This window comes from Chloroflexus sp., from assembly GCF_056331925.1.
This window is the reverse complement of sequence record NZ_JBWGQH010000036.1, coordinates 1-25,377: the sequence shown is the minus strand read 5'-3', so window position 1 is coordinate 25,377 and position 25,377 is coordinate 1. Positions and strand designations below refer to the sequence as shown.

Genomic DNA, 25,377 nt, shown 5'->3' with positions numbered 1-25,377 from the left:
GAAGGGATACTGCTACGGTATCTAACACCATGTGGCTCTCCGTCGAAAGATGTTACCTATGAAACGACGAACGCCGGTCGTTAGTGGAATCAGTATTGTGCTGCTGCTCCTTACTACCGTAACCTTCGCGCAGTTGCCATACCGAGTTCATCTGCCATTGGTGATGCGCATAGGCCAAAACCCGCTGATGAGCGGTGAGGCCACGTTCTATCTTGAAGCCGATGGTAGCGGTGCATGTCTGTTCGATCCTATCCCCGGTGATCGGATGGTGGCGGCAATCAGTTATCTCAATTATGGTAACGCCGACTATTGCGGTGCGTATGTTGAGGTGTTTGGGCCACAAGGAAGCGTTGTAGTACGGATTGTCGATGAATGTCCCGATAATCCCGGTTGTGGCCTCAATCATCTCGATCTCAGCCCTGAGGCGTTCGAGCGTATTGCGCCGCGAGCGTGGGGGCGCGTGCCGATCACGTGGCGGGTGATCAGTCCGCCTCTTACCGATCCGGTGCAATTTCATCTCAAAGATGGCAGTAATCCGTGGTGGTTAGCTTTTCAGGTGCGCCGTCACCGAAACCCGATTGCCACACTCGAGTATCGTACACCGCAAGGGCAGTGGGTGCAACTCAACCGAACGCCCTATAACTACTTCATCCGTGAGTGTCAGTGTACCGGCGGCGAAGGTGGTCCTTTCATCTTGCGAGTCACCGACATCTACGGCAATACACTCACCGAGACGGTACAATTTACGACCCTCTCGTCCGGTGGTTTATCACCCGGCGAGTTAGTTAGTGGCAGTGGTCAGTTTCCCTACGGACCGTAGCAAGGCTGATGTCAGCGTTTAATCGGGGAATAGCTCATCGGCCTCTCGTTGGGCCGTGACCATATCACGCGCCCGGCGTGTGCGTTGCTCGATGAAGCGATAAAAGGTCTCATCATAGGGTCGTGTTCGTACCACTACCGGCATTGGAACAGCGTGGCCAAGCACGAGAGCTTGCTGGCGGGTGTCGAGATTAGCCAGCACCATGCGTAGTCGGTTCCTACCACCGACGCCGGTGAACACGGCATCGATATCCTGTTCATCGCTTAACAGCGCGGTAATTCGAGTACCAAGCTGACTCAGCACCTCGCTGTCAATCGATGAAGGTCGTTGATCAACGACCAGTAGCGTCACGCTGTATTTGCGCATCTCGCGTGCAATCGCGCCGAAGATGGTCTGACGGGCAAGGCGTGGGTTGAGAAACTTATGAGCTTCTTCGATGGTAATCATCAATGGGCGTGGTCGATCAGATTCAAGTTTTGAATGAAGATACTGCTCGGTCTGTTCGCGCCAGCGTTGATGAATCCGCCGGGTTAGGACATTGGCGACCAGCATGTATGCTAAGGGATCGTCGTAACGACCAAAACTTAGCACCACGTGCCGCCCGGCCATAAGGGCATTGATGAGATGATCGATCGGTGACAGATCGGCACGCTCGCGCACAAAACCCAAACGTTTGAGTTGTAACGTCTTACGCTTGAGTGCGTTCAACGAGGCGAGGCTCGCACTCTTCTCATCGGCAAAGGTCTTGAGATCGGCTTGATCCGTCTGCCAAAGCTGAGCAAGCCAGTCGGCGCCATAGGCATCAACCAACAATTCAGCCGTCTCGGCGGCGGTAGGGTTGAGATTCAATTCTTCACTGAGCAACAGTACATCTTCAGGTTCGATCTGATCGTAGCCAATCACAATCTCCCCATCTATCGATTTGCGATCAAACGCCCCACCGGCCAGCGCATACAGCAACACCTTACTACCGAAAAGCTGGCGCAATCCCTTAACGAAATGTGCCCCTTCTGAGCGCGCCGCCCATCCGTATTCGTCGTGCATATCGAATATAAGGTTAGAAGCCACGTCGCTCAGAATAACCCCACAGACCAAGAGGCGGGTCAGAAAGCTCTTGCCGGTACCACTCTTCCCGAACACTCCATTCGAGCGCTCGACCAACCGATTGAGGTCGATACAAACCGGCACATCCATATCGAGCGGAGAGCCGATCATAAACTGACTCCCCTCTTCGCGCCCAAAGACATGCTGAAAATCTTCTGCGTTCGCCTCGAACAGCGGCGCAAAATGGTGGGGGACCGTCTTAACCGGTAATAGCTCGGTACTCCCGTCGAGCGGCAACATCAGCCGCAGATCGAGCCGTAGTTCACCATACGTAGTAGTTCCACTCAGCACATTAGCGAAGAATTCATCAGCCGGTGGCGGATCGAGCATGACCTTCGGCGTCGCCGCTCCGAGTCGCACATCCGTTACCATCGAAAAAAAGGTGAAGCGTTGACCCTGCACAACAACAAACTTGCCAACGCGCACATCCTCAACCGAAGTACCGGCATCGAGCCGCACCGTTAAGCCCTCGAGGAGCGAACCACCGGTGACTACACCGAGGCGTTGACGTCGTTGCATAGTGCTGCCTCCTTATTTGCAATGACGTATTTTTAATCGTATCACACCTTGGTGCCTGAAAGATCAGAAATGAACAGAGTGTTATGCCAGGCATACGGAAATCTAAGCTTCTCTCTCGTTTGATGAAGTGACATTGCACGAAAATAAGATGTGAGATGATTATGCGTATTCTCATTGTAGACGACGAATCAAGCACACGATCAACGTTACAGCGTCTCATGGCGAAACTACGGAACGCCAAGATCGACATGGCAAACAACGGGGCCGACGGTCTGAAACTGGCACGCCAACATTGGTATGATCTGATCATTACCGATTATCATATGCCAAAGATGGACGGTATTGACTTGATCTATACCCTACGGCAAGAGGGGTATATGATTCCGATGGTACTCATATCGGGCGACCCAGCAGTTGGAGGTTATGCGGTATCAGCCGGAGCAAACCTCTTTCTCCATAAGCCGATAGACATTGACGATCTACGCACTATGCTCGACATGTTGGGCTTATAGGCGACCAATGCATCTATATTCGCCAAGGTATGGTACCATCAAGCTTAGGATATCGAGATCGCAACCGGAGACATCATGCAACCCATTCCTCGTTACGATGGATACATCTTTGATCTTGATGGCACTATCTATCTCGGCGACATCCTGTTACCCGGTGTTGCCGAACTGTTGGTGACACTCCGCCGTGAGGGGCGGCGGATCGTCTTTCTCTCGAATAATCCAACCAAAACACGCCGGCAATACGCCGAGCGTTTGCGGCGTCTCGGCATTGACGCCGATGAGCATGAGATTGTCAATAGCTCGGCGGTGATGGTGGAATGGTTGCTTGCTAATGCCCCCGGCGCACCGTTATTTGTCGTCGGTGAGGCGCCACTCATCGGTGAACTCGAGGCGGCTGGGTTCCCGTTGAGTGAGCGACCGGGTGAGATCGCTTTTGTTGTCGCTTCGTTTGATCGCACGTTTACCTATCGTAAACTCCAGATTGCCTTCGATGCAATCCGGGCCGGCGCACGTCTTGTCGCTACAAACCCCGACCGCTTTTGCCCGGTTCCGGGTGGGGGCGAGCCAGATGCAGCGGCGATCATTGCTGCAATTGAGGCGTGTACCGATACCCGTTGCGAGGTGATCGTCGGCAAGCCATCACCGATTATGGCCCGCACGGTAAGTAGACTGATCAACCTACCACCTGAACGGTGTATTATTGTCGGTGATCGGTTAATGACCGATATTGCAATGGGGATCACGGCCGGTATGGATACGGCATTGGTGTTAACCGGAGATAGCCGGCGTGCCGATCTTGAACACTCGCCATACTGGCCAACTTACGTGCTCGAGCGGATTGATGAATTGATCCGGGAAACGGCTTGACGAGAGGCCTACTTCCGACTACACTACCTATACTACAGTATAGAGAGGAGAATCCATGACTGCCGCTCGCCATACTTCCCCTACCCCGTATCAACCACGATTGACCGGTGATCAGTCATCGCCTGCCGAAACTGCCGATACGATGTGGCCATTGGCGTTGCGGGCATTGCTGCTGCTGCACGGCGTGGCGTTACCGTCCGATCCAACGCTTACGGCTCTCTCCGAGGCTGACCAGATTGCGTTACGCGGTAGTCTGGTGCTGCTCTCTGATGAACCGGCCAATATTGCGTAACCATCGTTACTGTCAGGTTATCTATCAGCAGCGGGGTGGGTCTAAGTAGTTCTTCGATGTTCCAATAATGAGGATTCAGCGGTAACTCAGATCGGGTCAAGGCGATTCAGAACCGGTTTGCAGAGTAACGCAGGTAACACAGGTGCAGCTTATCCTCAGACCCACCCCACTAGGATGGTTGCACTCAACCAGACGCAAGGGCACTTACTCACCTGACGCTTTATTTGTACCTAGCAATCGCGTCGCCTGTGCAGTTGCTCGACAAGCTCCAACTTATCCCCATGATTGGTTATTATCCGCACACCCAAAGCATTATAAGAGAGTTGGGATGACTAAAGCTGCTTCAGAGTAATACCGCATACTGTAGTCTCTGTTATTCTGCCACACTGCGTGAATACAGGTTGTGATCAGCAACCCAACGTAGCGATGAGCCTATAGCGCTCGTGCCCATAAACCATCTAGCCGCCATCGAAACCACACGCTAACCCGCTGGCGACACACCTTTACCTCACGTTCTAGATTAAAATATACTGGTAATTATCGCAGTATTCACTCCCACTTCGACTCCACCCCAACCTTGTCGGCGCAACGTGTTATTTATCTGTACTAGAATGCCTTTTTGCACTATTACAAGGCAGTCAAACCCGTGCGCTTGGGTGGAACCGAACGCGATAGTAACTTTCCGTCCACCACTCTGCAACATGTAAGAGGAATACACTGCTACTCGCCACTTTCCTACCCGTCGTTTCGGCCCGGGTATAGAGCATCCTACGCTTTATTGATCAGGGTTGGTCCACTAGCATGCCGGATGAACATCAGTACTCGCCTGTGTTTCCAGCTTGACACTGCTTCTGGTCTGACTGTCGGTGTTAGTACCCTCAGGCTTCTGTCGGTAAGAGACGTCTCCTGCATTAAGATACCCTAGCCTTTGAGCTTACGTTCGTTCCTTGCCACCACTGTTTCTCAGGGTTTCTACCCGTACTCCAACACTACTCTGCTTCGTTCGCCTAGACAAAAGCCGAGATTCCGGTAATTGCTCGGCCCACGATCAACGTATTCATCTCGTGCGTGCCCTCGTATGAGTAGAGCGCCTCAGCATCGGCAAAGTAACGGGCAACACCGTGTTCGAGGAGAATACCGTTACCGCCAAGAACCGCGCGAGCCAGCGCCACTGTCTCGCGCATTTTTTCACCACAGAAGACCTTCGCCAGCGAGGCCTGCTCTTGGCTGATTTTGCCGGTACGAGCAGCGATCTGACTCATGCGCAGGCACATTGTCTGCATCGCCGTCACATTCGCCAGCATCTGCACTAAACTATTTTGAACCAGTTGAAAACTACCGATAGGCCGCCCGAATTGAATGCGCTGTTGGGCGTAAACGAGTGCCTGTTCGTAAGCACCCATTGCCACGCCGGTCATCGCCCATGCTACTGCTGCCCGGGTGATCGCCAGTTGACGCGCCACACCGCGAAAACCGCCGACGTTGGGTAAGCGGTTTGCTTCGGGTATACGACAATTCACCAGCCGGATGTTGGCATTTTGTACGGTGCGTAGCGCAATCTTTCCTTCGAGCCGCTCGACTTCGTACCCCGGTGTGTTGCGCTCAACGATGAATCCTTGCACCTGATTGTTCGAGACATCGCGTGCCCAAATGATGTTAATATCGGCGATCGGTGCATTCCCGCTCCATTTCTTCGCACCGTTGAGCACCCAGTGACCACGCTCAAAGCGGGCCGTGGTCTGGAGACCGGCGGCAGTTGCCGAACCAACATCCGGTTCGGTAAGTGCCCACGAGCCGATTAGCTCAAACCGCTGCATCGGTGGTAACCAGCGCTGCTTCTGTTCGGGAGAACCAAAGAGATCGATTGACCCCATGCACAAACCCCAATGTACCCCGAAAAAGGTGTAAATTGAGGGATCGACCCGTGCCATTTCCATACACGCTACACCGGTGAGGACTGGACCGAGCGCGTCGATGGCGTAGGGTCGTGAGCCGAAGGTCTCGGCGATGAGACGGGCAAAACCGGGGACGATCTCGTGCGGAAATTCGCCGCGCTCCCAGAAGCTGTTGGCGATTGGACGAATCTTCTCTTCCATGTATGAGCGAATCTTTTGCTGGATTGCTCGCTCTTCGGGTGAGAGTTCGGCCAGGATATCGTAGAAATCACTATTCACCGACGGCACCCGCTTTGGTCGTCGTTTGGCGGTAATACTTTTTAGCAGCAGACCAATCTCTTGCGGCGTAACACCTCGTAATGCGCGAAAGGTGTCAACGAATGGTACCTGTACCTGCTGCATCATACGGGTGAGGCTAGCTGGAAGGGTAACGAATGACATATCTACCTCCTGATCAACGCTGAATCTGTAACGTCATTGTTGTGCGATCTTGCTTTAAGAGGAGAACGGGATGACGCAATGCGTCAAGGGCAGTGTAGCACAGAACGATCCTCAATGTCAACAAGAAACTGAGCGATAAGAAAAGTGTTAGATTGGCTTAGGGTGCGCATTCATCACAAGCGGGTCGTTGCCCAGATAAACCGCTCGGACGGCCAGAAGCCAAGCCTCCGACAGGCGTCAAAGAGGGTACTATCTGTGGCATCAACGAAGAGATAGACTCGTGAAGTGATACCAAAGCAACTCTGGACTAAGGCACTGAGCGCGGATTGTAGTGCCGGTAGTGATCCGGTCTGCATCGCCCAGCCTAGCTCAACCACATCACCGGTTGCAAAACAGGTCACGGCGGTCGCTAGCAAGCTACCATCAGCCGCAAATACACCAAATGCCGGGACCGAATTCAGTGTCCAGGTTTGCCAGGGCGCCGCCGTTGCCCACAGGTCTTTCACCGCTTGTACATCATCTTTCTGTATCCGACGGGCAGATGGTTGGGTGATAGGATGCAATGTCTCCGGTTCAACCACCATCTGATACAGGAAGTGAACCGATTCAAGATGGGTTGTGTTGTTTAATAACGGTACGTTCGCCACCGGCATAACGATTTCGAAGGGACGGTTCCATAGTTCGGGATTGTCCATCGCCAAGGCTTCGAGCAGCATAGGAAGCACCTGCGGTACGTCAACGGTGAACGATAGACGAACCGATGATACATCGCGCCACACAGCAGCGACCCCGACCACCACATGATTGCTTAGGGCAGCTCTGATTGATACCGATCCGTGTCGGCGATACAAGAACGCTAACGTAATCGCGTTGCGGTACGGCGACCGGCGTAAGAATGCGTTTACCGCAGGGTAGTGTTCAGCAGTCACAGGAACGATCTGCAATGGCATACACCCATCTCGTGGTCATTGTTTGGTAGAGACCCCGTTGTTCAGCGCAGCACTATTGGCAGCGCCGGTCTTACGCGCCATTATACCGTGCAAACGGTTGACGGTCAGCGCCACAATCGTCTACAATACCGCGAGGAAGCTAGTTAAGATAGGCAAAGATGCCTTCTTTTTCATCATAGGCTATATGCATATGCAAAGACTGACTGCTGCTCAGATTCGTGAAACGTTCATATCGTTTTTTAAGCGCCATGGCCATACCCATGTACCCAGCTCATCGTTGGTGGTTGCCGACGACCCAACGCTGCTGTTCGCTAATTCCGGCATGGTGCAGTTTAAAGATGTCTTTTTGGGTCGCGAACAACGCCCGTATACTCGTGCTGTAACTGCCCAAAAGTGTCTGCGCGTTAGCGGTAAACACAACGATCTCGAAGAGGTTGGTCCCTCACCACGCCACCATACTTTTTTTGAAATGTTAGGCAACTTTTCGTTCGGTGATTACTTCAAAGCCGAGGCTATTCGATTGGCGTGGAAATTGCTAACCGAAGAGTTCCAGTTGCCCGTCGAAAGACTTTGGTTTACGGTGTTTGCCGGTGATGATGAGGTGCCACCCGATGATGAGGCGGCAGCGTTGTGGATTGCGCAAGGCGCCGACCCGTCGCGGGTGTTGCGCTTTGGCCGCAAAGACAACTTTTGGGTGATGGGCGATACCGGTCCTTGTGGCCCATGCTCGGAGATTACCATCTACATCGGCGATGATCTGAGCCAAATGCGTGCCGAGGGTGTTAATTCCGACGATCCGAATTATGTCGAGATCTGGAATAATGTGTTCATGCAGTACGACCGCGCCACCATGCAGCCGCTGCCACGGCCTTCGGTCGATACCGGTATGGGTCTTGAGCGAATGGCAATGGTGATGCAAGGCGTCCATAGCACGTATGATACCGATCTGTTCGTGACCATTATTAACCGCATCATTGCTGTGCGCGGCAGCGACGAAGAGCATTATCAGGCCCATCGCAGCGCATACCGCGCTATCGCCGACCACGCACGCGCAATTGCGTTCTTGATCGCCGATGGGGTTTTGCCCGGTAATCTGGGCCGTTCGTATGTGTTACGCCGTATTTTGCGCCGCGCCGCGTATCAGGGTCGCACGATTGGCTTTGAACGACCATTCCTCGCCGAGGTGATTACAACGGTAATCGACCAAATGGGTGAGGTGTACCCCGAATTGGTACATCGACGCGAACTTATCTTGAGTGCCGCCGACCAGGAAGAACGCCAATTTTTGCGTACTCTGAGTGGTGGCCTGAGCCGCCTCAATGCCGTGATCGAGCAGGTACGTACCCGTGGCGAGACGGTGATCCCCGGTACCGATGCGTTCGTACTGAAAGACACGTATGGCTTTCCGCTCGATTTGACCCAGAAGATTGCTGCCGAACAAGGGTTGACAGTCGATGAAGCCGGTTATGAGGCGGCAATGGCCGAACAACGCGCTCGTTCACGGGCGGCGGCGGCCGGGAAGCGTGGCGGTGAAGCCGATCTGTGGGCCGAACTTGATCTGCCTGCGTCGCATTTTACCGGCTACGAGCGCCTGAGCGACCGAGCAACGGTGATCGGTATGTTGGCCGAAGGGGATGCGATTACGTCTGCGACGGTCGGACGGCAAGTGCAAATTGTGCTCGATACGACGCCTTTCTACGCCGAAAGTGGCGGTCAAGTTGGTGATACCGGCGTGCTGGTCGGGCCAGAGGGTTCGGTACAGATCGAAGATACCCGCCGGCCATTGCCCGGTCTAATCGTTCACTATGGTCGCGTGGTCAGTGGTACGATCCGTGTAGGCGATCAGGTGCAAGCTACGGTTGATATGGTACGGCGGGCCGATATTCAGCGGAATCACACGGCCACCCATATGCTCCAGCGCGCCTTACGCGACGTGCTCGGCGAACACGCAGCCCAAGCCGGTTCGTTGGTGGCGCCCGACCGGCTGCGCTTCGACTTTACCCATACCAAACCACTCGATCCTGAAGAATTGCGTGAGATCGAGCGCCGTCTGAATGCGTGGGTCCGCGCCGATGCATCGGTACGCTGGGAAATTACCGGTTACCAGTCTGCCATAGCAAGCGGTGCGATCGCGCTGTTTGGTGAGAAGTACGGTGATACTGTGCGCGTCGTGACCATTGAACGCGGTACCGGAATTGAGAACGGTGAGTACGCTTCTCGTGATAGCCTTGAGCTGTGCGGTGGCACACACGTGAATCGCACCGGTGAGATTGGGTTTGTCCGCATCCTCAGTGAAGGGAGTATCGGTAGTGGGATCCGTCGCGTCGAGGCTCTGACCGGGCGTGGCGCCGAGTTATGGGTAGAAGAACAAGCACAGACGTTACGCGATCTGGCTGCACGGATCAATGCGCAACCCGCACAACTGATCGAACGAATCGAGGCGCTTTTGGCCGAGAACCGGCAACGACGGCAAGAGCTGGAGGCGCTGCGGAGTAAGTTGGCGCGCGAGATGCTCGATACTCTGGTACATCGCACGCAAACGGTCGCCGGGATTCCACTGCTGGCAGCAGAGGTGGAAGCCGATTCGGTCGAACGCCTACGTGAGATGGGTGAATATCTGCGCGATAAGCTGGGTAGTGCCGTGATTGTGCTTGGCGCCCAGATCAACGGCAAACCACAATTACTTACACTTGTCACGTCCGACCTGGTCAAGCGAGGCCTGAATGCAGTGCATATTGTCAAACCGCTTGCCGCTATCGTCGGTGGTGGTGGTGGTGGCCGATCCGAAATAGCGCAAGCCGGTGGACGGAACCCCGACCGCTTGGCGGCTGCTATCACTGCTGCGGTAGACGTGTTGGCCGAACAGGCAGGATAGGTCAAGCATCAAATTGCTGGAGGTCTTCTGTGCTCACCCGGTGAGCACAGAGGCTAGGTGAGGGGCTATGATCACCGATGAGACGGCGCTTGTCCTTGCGCTCCCCGAAGATACTGCCGAGTCGCTCATGGCACGGGTACGAGCAACCCATGCTGCTAATGTGCAAATCTTGGCCCCTGAAGGTACAACGGTACTCCAACGTGTGGCCGGGACGGATACGCTGCGTGCGTTGGCAGCAGCAGCCGGGATTTCGTTGACGATTATTAGCTCTGATCCGACGATTCTGAAAGCGGCCCGCCAGAGCGGTTTAACGACGATTGAAGTCACCGGTACACACGTGCAATCTCCACCGCCGGCTACTTCTTCGCCGACGACTGAGGATATTCCCGCCGAGGATCTCGAGTTTTTGGCAGCACTTGATGAGTTGACCGGAACCGATTCGTCTGCCATGCTCTTTACCCCCCCCGCGAAACCATCAACTGCTGAAACTCGTCCCATTGCCGCACCGACAACCCGCCCGCTACCGGCCCAGTCCGATAGTGCCACTCCCACATCCTCACCGGTGATGGGAGATGATGATCTCGAGTTTTTTGACGCACTCGATGACCTGGCCGCAGCTTTCGAGCAAGAGCGGACTGAGGCACCGCCACCACCTATCCCTTCATCACGCGAATCAAGCGCTCAACCGCCACGGGTTCGTCCTGAGGATATTCAATTATCGGCGGAGGAAACGACACGCGCGAATCAAATCGGGCAACGGAGTGAAACCGAGCGAGCAAAACGCCCGACGCGGCCACCGCAGCACACCACGCCAACCCCAACTGCGACAACCGATACAGCCGAGAGGCCACGCCGCTTGCCCACCCGCACTCCGCCACCGGCAACACCCAAAGCGGCTGCACGTCCGGCCAACCGTACATTATCTCGGCTCAGTTGGAGCCTACTCGGTATTCTACTCATCACCCTTATCGCTTTCGGCATCTTTCTGGTTGTGACTCGCAGCGTGACCATCGTTGTTCGTTTGCCGGCACGTGAAACGGTCCCGATCAATGGCTTAGTCATTCCACTGTCGCCGGTAGCCGCTACCACCGCGCAGGGCGCCGTCGTCGCTGAGCCGATTAGCACCACGGTAGCCATTAGTCGAAGTGGTGAAGTAACGGAAGGAGTCCTCACACCGGTAGAAAGTGCGTCCGGTGTTATAACCCTCCGCAACCTCAACATGCAGCCGATCACGATCCCGGCAGGGAGTGAATTCATCGCGATTGGCCCTAACAACCAGCCGATCCCATTTATCAGCAATGTTGAAGTGACCGTACCGGGTGCTGTTACCTCGAATCTGGGCAACCAGATCATTACTACCCTCGGCGAAGCGCAGGTTCCGATCACGGCCCGTTCACCCGGCAGTGCCTCGAACATCCCGGCTAACTCCATTCGGGAAGTCCGCATTCCCGGCGGTCCGACGATTACGCTAACCGGTGGTATCTTGACCGTCGTGCATGATGCAATTGGTGGTGGGACTGACGAAGAGGTCTTCGTGATAAAAGAGAGTGATGTGCGTCGCTACTTGGCCGAAGTCCTGACCAGCCTTGACCAAGAGGCGCGCCGACAGCTTGATGGGCTGGCACTGGCCCGCAACCTGCGTCTTGAGCCGACGACCGTCTCGCCAAGTCGGGCCGAACTCGAACAACTGGCCGGTTTTGAGCAGATTGTTGATCCACCGATTGGTACATCGTTGAGAAATACTCGCTTGTTTACCTTGACGGTGCAGGCACGCTATAGTGGGCTGGCAATTGCCGGCGATAGCGCGCAATTCCAACGCCAACTGGCCGATGCGTTTAACTCGCAGCTCATCCAGAACGGTCAATTACGTCCGGGTGATTGCCGAGCGGCCTTCGTGCGTGGCTGGCGCTGGGATGGGTCAACCCTACGGATTGACGGCGAAGTTGGTCCCGACCCAGCCTGTGGTAACGAGCTTGATCCAGCAACACGGGCTGCCATTCAGAACGCCGTGCTTGGCCGAAGTCGCGCCGAAGCCGAAGCCGAATTGCAGGCACTGGTCGCGAGCGGGAGGCTGGCCGGGTTTGAGTTACCGAAAGAGATCGAGCGCTTTCCGAGTTGGAGCTGGCAGATCCGGATTCGCAATGAATGAGCAAACAGTCTTAGGGCTTGATGTCGGTGAACGACGGATCGGAGTGGCGATTAGCGATGTGGAAGCTCGCATCGCCGCTCCGCTGACGACCATTCCTGCCCACCCTCCCGAACGGGCGATCGGGCAGATTGCACGCCTCGTTGCTGAACGTGGAGTTCGGCGGGTGGTAGTAGGATTACCACTCACCATGCGGGGCGAACACGGCCCCCAAGCAGCCGCAGTACAGCGCTTTGTCGATGCACTTGCCGCTGTCCTCAATTGTCCGGTTGAGATGTTCGACGAACGACTCACGAGCGTTGCCGCCGAACAAATGTTACGTAACCTCGGATTGAAACCGGCAAAAATCAAGGAACAGATCGATCAGGTTGCCGCATCGATCATCTTGCAAGATTATCTTAACGCCCGACGAAACCCGTTCTAATGCTATGCCGTACTCCATCCGTCCGATAAGCGCCGCCGCCACTCGGCCGCTCCGCCAGCAGATTCTCCGCCCACACCAAACGGTAGACGAACTAGTGTACCCCGGCGATGACCATCATCTCACACTCCACGCCGGTGCATTTGTCGAAGACCAACTGGTAGGGATCGCTTCATTTGCACCAGAAGCTTGCCCCGGTGTAGCAGCACAGGCGGCCTGGCGTCTCCGTGGGATGGGAGTAGTACCTCACCTGCGCCGGTGTGGTATTGGCAAGGCACTGTTAGCCACCGGTGTCGAACACGTCCGTCGGTACCACGGCGATATGATTTGGTGTCATGGCCGCACCGGCGCCTTATCGTTCTATCGTGCGTTTGGTTTTGTCACCCATGGCGATGAGTTTGTTGTACCGCAAACAGGGCCACACTATGTGCTGATCTATTGGATACCAATGGATCGACAGTGATAAGGATGCAGCGACGCATCGCCTTCACAACACATATCCTCGCTTGCGTGCCACTTCCTCTTTGTGTTTGCGGAAGAGAATATCGCGTTCGGTTCCTTTAATCTCGCGGCTGTAGGTTGCCAGAATCCGCTCGACCTCAGCATCAATCTCTTCCTCAATTTTCAAATCGGCTACGATAGCATCGTAGATCGCTTTGACCCGCAGCGCACGAGCATCACTTGGTCGCTGACCGGGAGCATCACGATAGGCCAACAGACCGCGCTCGGCCAACTCATCGTGCAACCGTTCCGCGATACGACGCACTTTATCCTCGCTGAGTCGCATAGATCACCTCGGTGTCATCAGGTATTGCTCCTTGTATTGTACACGAAGGAACGACAGGTACCAGCATTATCAGCAGCCGTCGGTGGTGAGACCATCCTGCGGGGTCAGGGGTAGGTGATGAGGGTGTATGTACAGTGGCTGAAAGAATGCAATTAGAGTGAAACATTTCACTAATTGATCGTTGTACGTCGACACACGCTATTTCAATTATTGTACGTAAATTACTTTTTTATGAAACGTTACACTTTTTGTCTTGACAAACAAAGATCTGCGCCTCAGCAGCTCGCGTATGCGCGGCGTGCTGGAGGTGAGCGCCCAGATCACCAACACCGGCGAACGGGCCGGTACCGAAGTGGTTCAACTCTACGTGCGCGATCTAGTGGGATCGCTCACCCGCCCGGTGCGCGAACTGAAAGGCTTCCAGCGCATCACCTTGCCACCCGGCGCAGCGCAGCGAGTCACCTTCACCTTGCACGAAGCGGACTTAGCCTTCACTCGCGCCGATGGTAGTTGGGGAACCGAACCGGGCCGATACAAGGTTTGGATCGCACCTCACAGTGAAAGTGGTCTCGAAGGTGAATTTGAACTCTAGCAGTAAATGAGTTGTTTCCTTGCAGCAAGCGGGTCTGGGCAACGCAGTTGATGATACAGGTCCGCTCGAAGCCCTCGCTTGTACCAATCCTTATCTGTAACCGACTGACCGCGACACTTCCAGTACCCTGTTCCACCATATTCCGTTCAATTATGGTATAATTCATTACGCAGTGCGTCATACTCTTTACATGCGTATCAGGAGGCGACCAATGACGATCGCAAGCGAGCGCGGGATTGATCTATTCCATTTCGATGACTTGCTGACCCCGCGCGAGCGCGCACTTCGCGATAAAGTGCGCGCGTTTTGTAACGAGCACGTCTTACCGATCATCAACGACTACTGGGAGCGAGCCGAATTCCCGTTTGAACTGATCCCTCGCATCGCCGAGCTTGGCATCGTTGGCGGCACCATTCAGGGGTACGGTTGTCCGGGATTCACCAGTGTCGAAGTTGGCCTGATTGCCGCCGAGCTAGCCCGCGGCGACGGCAGCGTGGGTACGTTTGTCGGTGTCACCAGCGGCTTGGCGATGGGAGCGATCGCCGCCTGCGGTTCGGAAGAGCAGAAGCAACGTTGGCTACCGGCGATGGCCCGGCTGGAAAAGATTGGCGCGTTCGCGCTTACCGAACCGCACGTCGGCTCTGATGCCGCACACATTCGCACCACCGCCAAGCGGGTTGACGGTGGCTATGTGCTCAACGGCGAAAAGCGCTGGATCGGCAACGCCACCTTTGCCGATGTGGTTGTCGTCTGGGCCCAAGATGAAGCAACCGGTCGGATCGGCGGTTTTCTGGTCGAAAAGGGAACGCCTGGCTATCAAGCAACCAAGATCGAGGGCAAGATCGCGAAACGGTCGGTCATTAATGCCGATATTAAGCTGAATAACGTCTTTGTGCCGGAAGAGAATCGGCTACCATTGGCCCGCTCGTTCCGCGATACGGCTAACATTCTCAAGAACACTCGCTATGGTGTAGCATGGGAAGCAGTTGGTCACGCCCAGGCAGCTTACGAATTGGCGCGTGAGTATACCTTGCAGCGCGAACAGTTTGGCCGCCCGATCGCCGGCTTTCAATTGGTGCAGCAGAAGCTGGTGCAGATGCTCGGTGATCTGACCGCTATTCAGTTGATGGCATGGCGGCTGAGTAAGTTGCGTGATGAAGATGAGAGCCAGATTACCGAGGGTATGGCCTCTCTGGCCAAGCAGTATTGTGCGGCGAAGGCACGCCAGATCGTAGCACTAGGACGCGAAGTGCTTGGCGGGAACGGTATTTTGCTCGACCGGCACATTGCCCGCCACTTCGCCGACATTGAGGCAGTCTATACCTACGAGGGTACCAACGAGATTAATACCCTTGTGGTCGGACGCGAAATTACCGGTATCTCGGCGTTCGTGTAAGGCGCTTGGTGAACCTATAACACTTCCCGAGAGGCATTGCTTCGCAATGCCTCTTTTGCCGTATCCTTACCTTCGTTAGTTGAAATGCCGTTATAATATCTATTGCTGATAGATATTATTAAGGTGGTTGTATGGCCCTTCCATCCCTTCCGCCTATCCAACGCTCATGGATGCGCTGCCAAGCTCGCGGCCTTGATCCGGCAACCACACCGCAAACGGGACCGGTGAATATAGCAGCCTGGAGCCATCTTCAGGCTCTCGCCCGCTCGTCGATTGAAGATCTGTACCAATTAAGTGAACACCCCGGTTTTGCCGTAGTAATCTGCGATGAACAGGGTACCATCATTGATTTGGCCGGCGATAGCACGATTCTCAATCTTGCGCAACAATCTGGAATTGGATACGGTGTTAGTCTGCTTGAAGAAGTAGCCGGTACCAATGCCGTTGATTTAGCGTTGCGCGAGGCACTACCCTACCAGACGAGTGGTGATGAGCATTATTGCAATTGGTTGCAGCCGTTTAGTTTGGCCGCGGCACCAATATTCAGCCCAGATGGCCGAGCACTCGGAGCGCTGGCAATCCTTACTCGTGCCGAGATGCAACATCCCTATGCGCTAGGAATGGTTATTGCTGCAGCACAGGCGTTCCACAACCAGCTTCGTGCTGAACGATTGCTCAACGAAGCGAATGATCAATTGAGTGAACTCTACGCGACTCTCGATAGTATTAATGAAGGGTTGATATTTGTCGGTCCTAACGGTGAGATTCGCCGTTTGAGCCGGCGCGTCGCCACCATCCTCGATATTAATGTGCGTTCGGCAGCCGGTCGGCCGTTAGTAAGCGTTATTCCACCACCTCCGGCGATCTGTACTGCCCTGCAAGAACTCACCACCCTCGATGAACAAGAAGTGATCTGGCAGACACGCTCTGGCCCACAAGCGGTGATGTGTAGCGTCCGACCGGTATGGGATCGGAGTCGGCGGTATTTAGGTAGTGTGATTACGTTACGTCCGGCGGAAAGTGTGCGTCAATTGGTGCAACAGGTTGTTGGTGCTCGCGCTACCTTTACGTTTCGCGACATTATTGGTCAAAGTGAGGCAATGCGGCAAGCGTTACGCCAAGCACGGCTGGCCGCAGCCGGTCGTGGTCCGATCCTTCTTCGTGGCGAAGGCGGGGTAGGTAAAGAGATCTTCGCGCAGGCTATCCATAACGCAAGTAACCGTGCCGGTGGTCCATTTGTGCGCGTCGCTTGTGCTGCCATTCCCCGCCAATTGCTCGATAGTGAGCTGTTTGGCATTGAAAGCGCTGAACACCAAGTCGGTCGGCCAGGAAAGCTCGAATTGGCTCATGGCGGGGTGCTGTATCTCGAAGCCATTGATGCGCTCTCGTTCGATCAACAGACGAATCTACTCCGCGCAATCGAGATGGGTCGTGTGATCCGGTCGGGTGGAACGCGTCCGATCCCTATCGATGTACGCCTCATTGTGACCGGCCACGATCTTGAACAGCTTGTGCAAGAAGGCCGGTTTCGGGCCGATCTCTATGCACGACTCAGCGCCTTTACTATCGATATCCCACCACTGCGCCGGCGCGGTGACGATGTGCTGTTACTGGCCAACCATATGGTGCAGCGCCTCAGCGAACAGCTCGGTCGCCCGATCGCACTCGCTCCTGATGCACTCGCCGCACTTCACTCCTATCCATGGCCGGGAAATGTCCGTGAATTGGAGGTTGTCCTCGAACAAACGGCGCAAACGACGGCTAAGAGTGTATTGACCGTTCACGATCTGCCACCGGCAATTGCCCGGCATACGACACCACTGGCAATGGCCGATAACCCACGCCTTGCTGAGGCCCAAGCTCTTAGTGAACGCGACGCAATTGTACGGGCAGTACGTAGTGCCGGCGGACGGCTGAGCCGAGCTGCTACCCTACTTGGGATCAGCCGGGCAACCCTCTGGCGCAAGATGACTCGCTATCAGATTTCACGTGACGAATTACGAGCCTGACCGATGTTGCAATAGTGAAACATTTTCATCTCTTATAGTGCTTGTACATAGCTTGACGATGATCGCTGCACTTTGCTAGGATAACAGCACAGCATAGCAACTATGAAGAGCCACGATTAATCTCGTGGTATGCTCTCGATACGCAAAGCTGCCTCACCATAACTGACACCGATCGGTGATCAGAGCGGATGTTGTTGTGCATTGCACGGTGCAATGCATCGTGTTCTCATAGATGAAGCAAGGAAAGGAGGTGCGCAAGGCGGGGTCGCCAGACGCTAATGTTTCTGACGGCGCGCACGCCTAGTTCAGATGCGCCGACACGCCACGTTGCGCGTGCAACACGACTTTTACGTCGTTCCACTGTTCGGCGCGCATCACGTTCTCCGTTTGAACGTTGGATCAGGGTCGATTCGCTAGAACTGGTTCCGCCTATGTGTGATGGTAAGGAGGAGACCTTCTATGCCTGCGTCCTTTTTGGGCGAACTATTTGGCACAATGGTACTGATTCTGTTCGGTAACGGTGTTGTTGCCAACGTTTTGTTGACTCAATCGAAAGGTAATGGTGGCGGTTGGATCGTGATTACCGCAGGGTGGGCCTTCGCGGTGATGAGTGGCGTCTTTACCGCCGCTGCGCTAGGAAGCCCCGGTGCCGATCTCAACCCGGCGGTGACGATTGCTGTCATGATTCGCGGTGGCTATGATGTTGGTACTGCTGTGATGCACATCATCGCCCAGTTTATTGGTGCTTTTATCGGTGCAACCCTTGTATGGCTGACCTATCTCTCGCACTGGGAAGTTACTAAAGATCCCGGCCTGAAGCTCGCCTGTTTTAGCACCGGTCCAGCAATCCACAATCCGGTTAACAACATCATCACTGAAGTTATCGGTACCTTCGCGCTCGTCTTCATCATTTTCGCTATCTTCAGCGCCAAAGGCGCTGCCGGTGGTAGCCCGGCTAGTGGTCTTGGCCCCTATCTCGTCGCAGCGCTCGTGTGGGGTATTGGTCTGTCGCTCGGCGGCCCGACCGGGTATGCAATTAACCCTGCGCGAGACCTCGGCCCGCGTATTGCGCATTTCGTCTTACCGATTGCCGGCAAGGGCGATAGCAATTGGGCTTACTCGTGGATACCGGTGGTTGGCCCGATCATTGGTGGTGCGATTGCCGCTCTGCTGGCGAATGCACTCAGCATGTAACGTCTGGTCGCGTTGCTTAGCCTGTATGCCATGCAACGCGCTGAATGATTTGGTATGATGCCCATGTATCACCTGAACGGTCAGTAGTCTTCGCTTCAAGGGAGGAAGCCTGTGAAGAAATTGATCAACGCACCGGAGAATGTGGTCAAAGAGGCATTGGCCGGAATGGCTATTGCCCACGCCGATCTGATCGATGTCCACTTTGACCCCGACTATATCGTGCGCAAGGGTGCCCCCCACAACAAAGTCGGTGTGATCTCCGGCGGTGGTTCCGGCCACGAGCCAATGCATGGTGGCTTTGTCGGCTACGGGATGCTCGATGCTGCCTGCCCCGGCGCCGTTTTTACATCGCCGGTGCCGGATCAGATGCTGGCTGCTACTAAGGCGGTCAACGGCGGCAAAGGGGTACTGCACATTGTCAAAAACTATACCGGCGACGTGATGAATTTCGAGATGGCTGCCGAATTGGCCGCTGCTGAAGGTGTCGAGGTTGCCAGTGTGGTAACAAACGACGATGTAGCAGTGGAAAATAGCACGTGGACGGCTGGCCGTCGTGGTGTTGGTGTGACGGTGCTGCTTGAGAAAATCGTGGGTGCGGCTGCTGAGGCTGGCGCCGATCTGGCTACCTGCAAGGCGATTGCCGAGCGGGTCAATGCCAACGGGCGCAGCATGGGCATGGCGTTGACCCCCTGTACGGTGCCACAGGCAGGCAAACCGGGCTTTGAGCTGGCTGAAGATGAGATGGAAGTTGGTATCGGTATCCACGGTGAACCGGGCCGCCGACGTGAGAAGTTGGCTCCGGCCCGCGATATTGCCGAGATGCTGGCCGGCCCTATCCTCGAAGACCTGCCGTTCAAGAGTGGTGATGCTGTGCTGGCATTCGTGAACGGTATGGGTGGCACGCCGCTGATCGAGCTGTATGTGATGTACAATGAATTAGCACGCATCCTCAAGGATCGTAACATCACCATTGCCCGCTCACTGGTGGGGAGCTATATCACCTCGCTTGAGATGGCCGGTGTCAGCTTTACGCTACTCCGCCTCGATGACGAGATGATCAAGCTCTGGGATGCACCGGTGCATACGCCCGCGTTACGTTGGGGTATGTGAATTCGTCTACAGGAGAAGAACACGGCGGGGCCGGTGACCGTACCCCGCCGTCACACGAACCAGAGGAACCATGCAGATCACCGCCGATCATGTCATCAGTTTTCTTGAGCTAGTTGCCGAACGGGTAAAAGAACAGCGCGATTATCTGACTCGCCTCGATGCAGCGATTGGCGATGCCGATCACGGTGTGAACCTTGACCGTGGCTTCAGCACGGTGATAAGTAAATTGCCGTCAGCGACCGACCGTAGTATTAGTGGTTTGCTGAAACTGACCGGCATGACCCTCATTTCTACTGTCGGTGGCGCAAGTGGCCCTCTCTATGGGACCGCTTTTCTCCGTGCCGGTACGGCGATCGGTGATCGCGAAACCATTGGTCCCAATGAGCTAATAGCCGCCCTCAGTGCTGCTCTCGAAGGGATTCAGACGCGCGGTAAGGCTACTCGTGGCGAAAAGACGATGATCGATGCGATCGCACCTGCAATCGATACCCTGAAAGAACAGTATGCAGCGAGCGGTGATCTGCTGGCCGCCATGCGTGCCGCAGTCGCCGCTTGTGAACAAGGCATGATTGCGACCGAGCCGATGTTGGCAACGAAAGGCCGCGCTTCGTATCTCGGTGAACGATCGATCGGGCATCGTGATCCAGGAGCTGCCTCTGCCTACTTGATGGCACAGGCAATGCTCGCGGTTCTCGAACGCGCGGCTCAGCAGTAAGTTACACACCGTGCAGTGTGTGTGTAGACAAAGGAGTCATTAGCGTATGGCAAAGTATGCTGCTGCAATTGACCAAGGTACGACAAGTACCCGCTGCATGATCTTCGATCACAGTGGGAATGTCATCTGCTACGACCAAAAAGAACACGAGCAGATCTATCCCCGACCCGGTTGGGTTGAGCATAGCCCCGATGAGATCTGGGAGCGTACCCAGAGTGTGATCCGTGGGGCGTTGAGCAAGGGTGGTCTGAGCGCGAGCGATATTGTTGCGGTGGGGATCACCAACCAGCGCGAGACGACGGTGGTTTGGAACCGTAAGACCGGTCGCCCTGTGTATAACGCTATTGTGTGGCAAGATACGCGCACCGACCAGATTTGCAACGAATTGGCCGCCAATGGTGGTCAGGATCGTTTCCGCGCAAAGGTTGGTTTGCCCCTCGCCACCTATTTCTCCGGCCCCAAGATCCGCTGGATCCTTGATAATGTGCCCGATGCACGTGAAGCTGCCGAGGCTGGCGATGTAGTCTTTGGTAATATCGATACCTTCCTGACATGGTGGTTGACCGGCGGTCCCAACGGTGGTGTCCACGTTACCGATGTTACTAACGCTTCCCGCACGATGCTGATGAACCTCGAAACGCTTGATTGGGACGACGAGATTCTCAGCGTTATGGGGATCCCGCGCCAGATGTTGCCGAAGATCGTGCCGTCGAGCATGGTATACGGTACGGCTGTTGGTGAGTTGGCCGGAGTGCCGGTAGCCGGTATTCTCGGTGATCAACAGGCGGCAATGGTCGGGCAAACCTGTTTCGATGTCGGTGAGGCGAAGAATACCTATGGTACCGGCTCGTTTATGTTGCTCAATACCGGTACCAAGATCGTGCCATCGAAGAGCGGTTTGCTCACAACCGTCTGCTATAAGTTCGGCGATCAGCCGGCGGTGTATGCGCTCGAAGGTTCGATTGCCATTACCGGTGCTCTTGTGCAATGGCTGCGCGATAACCTTGGTCTGATTACGACCTCGGCAGAAGTTGAGGCGCTCGCCAATTTGGTCGAAGATAATGGCGGTATCTACTTCGTACCGGCCTTCTCCGGTCTGTTTGCACCGTATTGGCGCTCCGACGCACGTGGCGTGATTGTTGGCCTGACTCGTTACGTCAACAAAGGCCACCTTGCCCGCGCCGTGCTCGAAGCGACGGCCTATCAAACACGCGAGGTGCTCGATGCAATGGAGCAGGACTCGGGCGTGAAGCTGACGGCGCTCAAGGTCGATGGTGGTATGGTGTATAACAATACACTGATGCAGTTCCAGGCCGATATTCTTGGGGTACCGGTGATCCGCCCCAAGGTGGCCGAAACGACTTCGCTTGGGGCAGCCTATGCCGCCGGTTTGGCCGTCGGCTTCTGGTCGAATACCGACGAGATGCGGGCCAACTGGGGGGTCGATCATACGTGGACACCGCAAATGGATGAGGCAACCCGCGAGCGACTCTATCGAGGGTGGAAGAAGGCAGTTACTCGTACCTTCGATTGGGTCGAGTAAGTTCACACCAATACCTTTTTGCGGTACGAAAACACCATCGGTCGTGATATGATACCGATATAGCGTGCGTGATCGACCGCCTGTAAGCTTTAGCTATATAAGAAGACCGGCGGAACCCCATCCTGCCGGTCTTCTCGCCCGTTAGGAGTCCGTATGCAAACCATTTCCACCGATGTGCTGGTGATCGGCGGTGGGGCAACCGGGACCGGTTGCGCGCTCGATCTGGCAATGCGCGGCATTCGCTGTGTGTTAGTTGAGAAAGGTGATCTAACCCACGGTACTACCGGTCGTTACCACGGTTTACTCCATTCTGGTGGTCGCTATGTCACGAAAGATCCGCAGTCGGCCACCGAATGCGCTCAAGAGAATGCCATCCTTCGCCGGATTATGCCCCATTGTATCGAGCAGACCTCCGGTTTCTTCGTGATTACACCGTGGGACGACGAAAGCTATGGCGATGTCTTTGTCGCTAACTGCCGGCGCACCGGTGTACCGGTGCAAGAGATTAGCGTCGCCGAAATGCTCCGTCGTGAGCCGGCGCTGAACCCTCGTATTTCACGGGTGTTTGAAGTACCCGATGCCTCTGCCGACTCGTTTCTCGCTACTCATTCGGTTGCGTTGGCAGCTAAAGAATACGGCGCCGATATCCGTACCTACCATCATGTGATCGAACTTGTCCGAGTTGGTGACCGCGTGATGGGCGCTATCGTCGAAGACCTCCGTAACCGTGAGCGCATCCGTATCGATTGTGCCTATGTGCTCAATGCCGCCGGGGCATGGGCCGGTAAGATCGCAGCGATGGCCGGTGTTACGGTAACCGTTGTGCCCGGTAAAGGGACGATGGTGGCAATGAACCACCGTATGGTCAATACAGTGGTGAATCGCTGTAAATTGCCTTCGGACGGCGATATTATCGTGCCGATCCATACGGTTGCGGTAATCGGGACAACCGATGTGCATGTACCTGACCCTGACGTGTTTGGGATCGAGCCGGAAGAGATTCAGTTTATGCTCGATGAAGGCGAGAAGCTGATTCCTGGGTTCCGGCAGTATCGCGCTCTCCGGGCCTGGGCCGGTGTTCGTCCACTCTACAAAGATAAAGAAGTGGCTAGCGATCGCGACATTCCACGGACTTTCAAGTTGCTCGATCACGAAGCACGTGATGGCGTCAGTGGTATCTTCTCGATTGTCGGTGGCAAATGGACGACCTATCGTCTGATGGCCGAACAGACGGTCAACGAGATTGCCCGCCGTTTAGGTAATACTCAACCATGTCGCACGGCCAGCGAAGTCTTACCCGTACCACGTTTTGAACATCGTGCCCACGCTACGGTGACGGTATCGCCTGATCCGGCAGCACAAACACCACACTACTGGCTGGGGAAGCCTTTGGCCCTTATTGAGAGTGCTCACGCTGCCGGTGAGCTGATCTGTGAATGTGAGTTAGTGACACGCGACCGGATTATCGCAGCGATCGACGCCGGTGCCCATAATCTCGATGACATCCGACGCGATGTGCGAATGGGTATGGGGCCATGCCAGGGCGGATGGTGTATCTACCGTACCGCAAATCTGTTGTACGAACGACGCCGCACTGCCGGTTTGAGTCATTCGCATGTCAATGAGGCAATCCTCCATTTCCTCCAAGAGCGGTGGAAAGGTCTCACACCGGTGTTATGGGGTGACCAGTTGCGGCAGGCACGGCTTGACGAGCTGATCTACCTCGGTGTGCTGGGTATTCAACACTTACGGGCTTTCGCGGAGCCGGGTGGTGGCTTAGTGACCCAGCATCCGGCAATTGCAACCGAATATGTACAGGCCTGACCACCGGGAGAGTTGGTATGTATGATACGATTGTGATTGGCGCCGGGCTGGCCGGAATGATGGCTGCTATCGGACGCGCTAAACGCGGTGAACGGGTGCTCGTGCTGGCAAAAGGTCATGGCGCAACTCACTGGTCAACCGGCTGTATCGATCTTTTGGCCGGAGGAGAAGACCCGTGGGCAGCGATTGCCCAGGTTGCGGTCCAGAACCCGCAACATCCGTATGCACTGGCCGGGCCGAAGATGATCGAAGATGGGATCAATCAGCTACGCGCAATCGGCGAAGCTGCCGGCTATCCACTTGTCGGCAGTTTTACCTGTAACTTGCTCTTGCCCACTGCGTTGGGTGCCCTTCGCCCCACTGCCTTCGCGCCCGCGACGATGATTGCCGGTGATGCCCGCCAACTGCGTGATGGCCGTCCCACCCTCATTGCCGGCTTTGCCGAGCTGCGCGATTTCTTTCCGCCGCTGATCGCTGCCAACCTGCGCGCGCAGGGCATTGCTGCTGAAGCGGCGCAATTAACCTTGCCGCCTACCCAGCGCCAACACGATTTCAGCCCGGTGACGCTAGCCCGGCTATGTGAGCAACCGGCCTTCCTTGCTAACCTTGGCGAGCAATTGGCCGTCTATGTGCGCAAGGGCGGTTATGCCCGCATTGGCCTGCCGGCCATCCTTGGCCTTAAGCATGCCACCGAGGTGGTGCGCGATCTACAAAACCGGGCCGGCGCATTGATCTTTGAAATCCCTACCCTGCCGGTTTCGGTGACTGGTATGCGGTTGTATCAGATCCTCGAGGATGAGTTGCTGCGGCTAGGCGGTCGCATCCAATTGGGTGGATTTGTCCAACGCGCCGAGCGCATTGGCGACACTCTCGTCGCCGTGTTCAGCGAAGCAGCGGCCCGCGAGCAGCGCCACACTGCCCGGCGTTGGGTACTGGCCACGGGTGGCGTTCTCGGCGGCGGTGTGCGCGCCACACCGGAAGGTCATCTGCACGAGACGGCCCTCGACTTACCACTACAAACACCGGCCGCACGGGCAGGCTGGTTTGCGCCGCGCTTCCTCGACGAACACGGTCATCCCGTCTTCCAAACCGGGGTTTGCGTTGATCGACACCTACGCCCTCTCGATGCCGCGGGTCGGCTGGTGTATGAGAACGTGCAGATCACTGGCGGTGCACTGGCCGGCTACGATCCGATTCGCGAAGGCTGCCTCGAAGGGGCTGCTATCGCCACCGGCTGGGCCGCCGGGCAGGCATAAACGTACAGCCGCACGGCGGTGCGGCTCTCAAATACAGCCGCACGGCGGTGCGGCTCTCAAATACAGCCGCACGGCGGTGCGGCTCTCAAATACAGCCGCACGGCGGTGC

21 protein-coding genes are annotated in these 25,377 nt (G+C 55.6%); 17 read left to right on the top strand and 4 right to left on the bottom strand.

Annotated elements, in window-relative coordinates; translation table 11 throughout:
• The first annotated feature begins 58 nt into the window (after positions 1-58).
• Entirely contained in the window at positions 59-820 is a 762-nt protein-coding gene (locus AC01ZF_RS16065; RefSeq protein ID WP_424674762.1) for an expansin EXLX1 family cellulose-binding protein, read from the top strand.
• A gap of 18 nt (positions 821-838) precedes the next feature.
• Here AC01ZF_RS16065 and AC01ZF_RS16060 read toward each other — a convergent pair whose 3' ends face one another.
• Positions 839-2,443: a helicase HerA domain-containing protein gene (locus AC01ZF_RS16060; RefSeq protein ID WP_476575497.1), complete on the bottom strand. Its 1,605-nt coding sequence runs from the start codon at positions 2,441-2,443 to the stop codon at positions 839-841.
• Between the two features lie 161 nt (positions 2,444-2,604).
• Here AC01ZF_RS16060 and AC01ZF_RS16055 point away from each other — a divergent pair, with 161 nt between their 5' ends.
• The 3 genes from AC01ZF_RS16055 (at position 2,605) to AC01ZF_RS16045 (ending at position 4,114) form a co-directional block, all read left to right on the top strand.
• Positions 2,605-2,955 carry a response regulator gene (locus AC01ZF_RS16055; protein ID WP_424674764.1) on the top strand — a complete coding sequence of 117 codons (351 nt, stop codon included), beginning with the start codon at positions 2,605-2,607 and terminating at the stop codon, positions 2,953-2,955.
• A gap of 75 nt (positions 2,956-3,030) precedes the next feature.
• Complete coding sequence (locus AC01ZF_RS16050; RefSeq protein WP_424674765.1) at positions 3,031-3,822, top strand: HAD-IIA family hydrolase; 792 nt, start codon at positions 3,031-3,033, stop codon at positions 3,820-3,822.
• 55 nt (positions 3,823-3,877) lie between these two features.
• A complete protein-coding gene (locus AC01ZF_RS16045; protein ID WP_424674766.1) occupies positions 3,878-4,114 on the top strand; it encodes a hypothetical protein in 237 nt (78 codons plus the stop codon).
• Positions 4,115-5,121: 1,007 nt separating this feature from the next.
• Here AC01ZF_RS16045 and AC01ZF_RS16040 read toward each other — a convergent pair.
• Together AC01ZF_RS16040 and AC01ZF_RS16035 are read right to left on the bottom strand one after the other, a co-directional pair.
• Positions 5,122-6,450, bottom strand: a complete 1,329-nt coding sequence (locus AC01ZF_RS16040; RefSeq protein ID WP_424674767.1) for an acyl-CoA dehydrogenase family protein — start codon at positions 6,448-6,450, stop codon at positions 5,122-5,124.
• Between the two features lie 173 nt (positions 6,451-6,623).
• Positions 6,624-7,400 (bottom strand): hypothetical protein, encoded by a 777-nt coding sequence (locus tag AC01ZF_RS16035; protein ID WP_428131211.1) that lies wholly within the window; start codon positions 7,398-7,400, stop codon positions 6,624-6,626.
• A 190-nt stretch (positions 7,401-7,590) separates the two neighbouring features.
• Between AC01ZF_RS16035 and alaS the strand changes: the two genes are divergently transcribed.
• The 4 genes from alaS to AC01ZF_RS16015 all read left to right on the top strand — a co-directional run bounded on the left by alaS (position 7,591) and on the right by AC01ZF_RS16015 (position 13,305).
• Entirely contained in the window at positions 7,591-10,275 is a 2,685-nt protein-coding gene (gene alaS, locus AC01ZF_RS16030) for an alanine--tRNA ligase (protein WP_476575496.1), read from the top strand.
• A 67-nt stretch (positions 10,276-10,342) separates the two neighbouring features.
• Complete coding sequence (locus AC01ZF_RS16025) at positions 10,343-12,424, top strand: hypothetical protein (RefSeq protein ID WP_424674770.1); 2,082 nt, start codon at positions 10,343-10,345, stop codon at positions 12,422-12,424.
• Positions 12,417-12,845: a Holliday junction resolvase RuvX gene (gene ruvX / locus AC01ZF_RS16020; RefSeq protein WP_424674771.1), complete on the top strand. Its 429-nt coding sequence runs from the start codon at positions 12,417-12,419 to the stop codon at positions 12,843-12,845. Before AC01ZF_RS16025 ends, ruvX begins: the two co-directional genes overlap by 8 nt.
• Positions 12,846-12,849: 4 nt before the next feature.
• Positions 12,850-13,305, top strand: a complete 456-nt coding sequence (locus AC01ZF_RS16015) for a GNAT family N-acetyltransferase (RefSeq protein WP_428131206.1) — start codon at positions 12,850-12,852, stop codon at positions 13,303-13,305.
• A 24-nt stretch (positions 13,306-13,329) separates the two neighbouring features.
• On the opposite strand, the gene AC01ZF_RS16010 is transcribed toward AC01ZF_RS16015, so the two are convergent.
• Positions 13,330-13,629 carry a DUF507 family protein gene (locus tag AC01ZF_RS16010; RefSeq protein WP_012615411.1) on the bottom strand — a complete coding sequence of 100 codons (300 nt, stop codon included), beginning with the start codon at positions 13,627-13,629 and terminating at the stop codon, positions 13,330-13,332.
• A 289-nt stretch (positions 13,630-13,918) separates the two neighbouring features.
• Here AC01ZF_RS16010 and AC01ZF_RS16005 point away from each other — a divergent pair, with 289 nt between their 5' ends.
• From AC01ZF_RS16005 to glpB, 9 genes are all read left to right on the top strand, one after another.
• Positions 13,919-14,221 carry a fibronectin type III-like domain-contianing protein gene (locus AC01ZF_RS16005; RefSeq protein WP_424674773.1) on the top strand — a complete coding sequence of 101 codons (303 nt, stop codon included), beginning with the start codon at positions 13,919-13,921 and terminating at the stop codon, positions 14,219-14,221.
• Between the two features lie 211 nt (positions 14,222-14,432).
• On the top strand, positions 14,433-15,617 hold the full coding sequence (locus tag AC01ZF_RS16000; RefSeq protein ID WP_424674774.1) for an acyl-CoA dehydrogenase family protein: 1,185 nt from the start codon (positions 14,433-14,435) through the stop codon (positions 15,615-15,617).
• Between the two features lie 131 nt (positions 15,618-15,748).
• The gene (locus AC01ZF_RS15995) at positions 15,749-17,626 is read left to right on the top strand and encodes a sigma-54-dependent Fis family transcriptional regulator (protein WP_424674775.1); all 1,878 of its coding nucleotides are present in this window, start codon (positions 15,749-15,751) and stop codon (positions 17,624-17,626) included.
• 459 nt (positions 17,627-18,085) lie between these two features.
• On the top strand, positions 18,086-18,820 hold the full coding sequence (locus tag AC01ZF_RS15990; protein WP_424674776.1) for an MIP/aquaporin family protein: 735 nt from the start codon (positions 18,086-18,088) through the stop codon (positions 18,818-18,820).
• 111 nt (positions 18,821-18,931) lie between these two features.
• Entirely contained in the window at positions 18,932-19,930 is a 999-nt protein-coding gene (gene dhaK / locus AC01ZF_RS15985) for a dihydroxyacetone kinase subunit DhaK (RefSeq protein ID WP_424674777.1), read from the top strand.
• Positions 19,931-20,000: 70 nt separating this feature from the next.
• Positions 20,001-20,645 (top strand): dihydroxyacetone kinase subunit DhaL, encoded by a 645-nt coding sequence (gene dhaL / locus AC01ZF_RS15980; RefSeq protein ID WP_428131203.1) that lies wholly within the window; start codon positions 20,001-20,003, stop codon positions 20,643-20,645.
• Between the two features lie 46 nt (positions 20,646-20,691).
• Positions 20,692-22,188 carry a glycerol kinase GlpK gene (glpK, locus tag AC01ZF_RS15975; protein ID WP_424674779.1) on the top strand — a complete coding sequence of 499 codons (1,497 nt, stop codon included), beginning with the start codon at positions 20,692-20,694 and terminating at the stop codon, positions 22,186-22,188.
• A 153-nt stretch (positions 22,189-22,341) separates the two neighbouring features.
• Positions 22,342-24,012, top strand: coding sequence for an anaerobic glycerol-3-phosphate dehydrogenase subunit GlpA (glpA, locus tag AC01ZF_RS15970; protein ID WP_476575495.1), 1,671 nt, complete (start codon positions 22,342-22,344; stop codon positions 24,010-24,012).
• A 17-nt stretch (positions 24,013-24,029) separates the two neighbouring features.
• Entirely contained in the window at positions 24,030-25,268 is a 1,239-nt protein-coding gene (glpB, locus tag AC01ZF_RS15965; RefSeq protein ID WP_424674781.1) for a glycerol-3-phosphate dehydrogenase subunit GlpB, read from the top strand.
• Positions 25,269-25,377 lie beyond the last annotated feature (109 nt).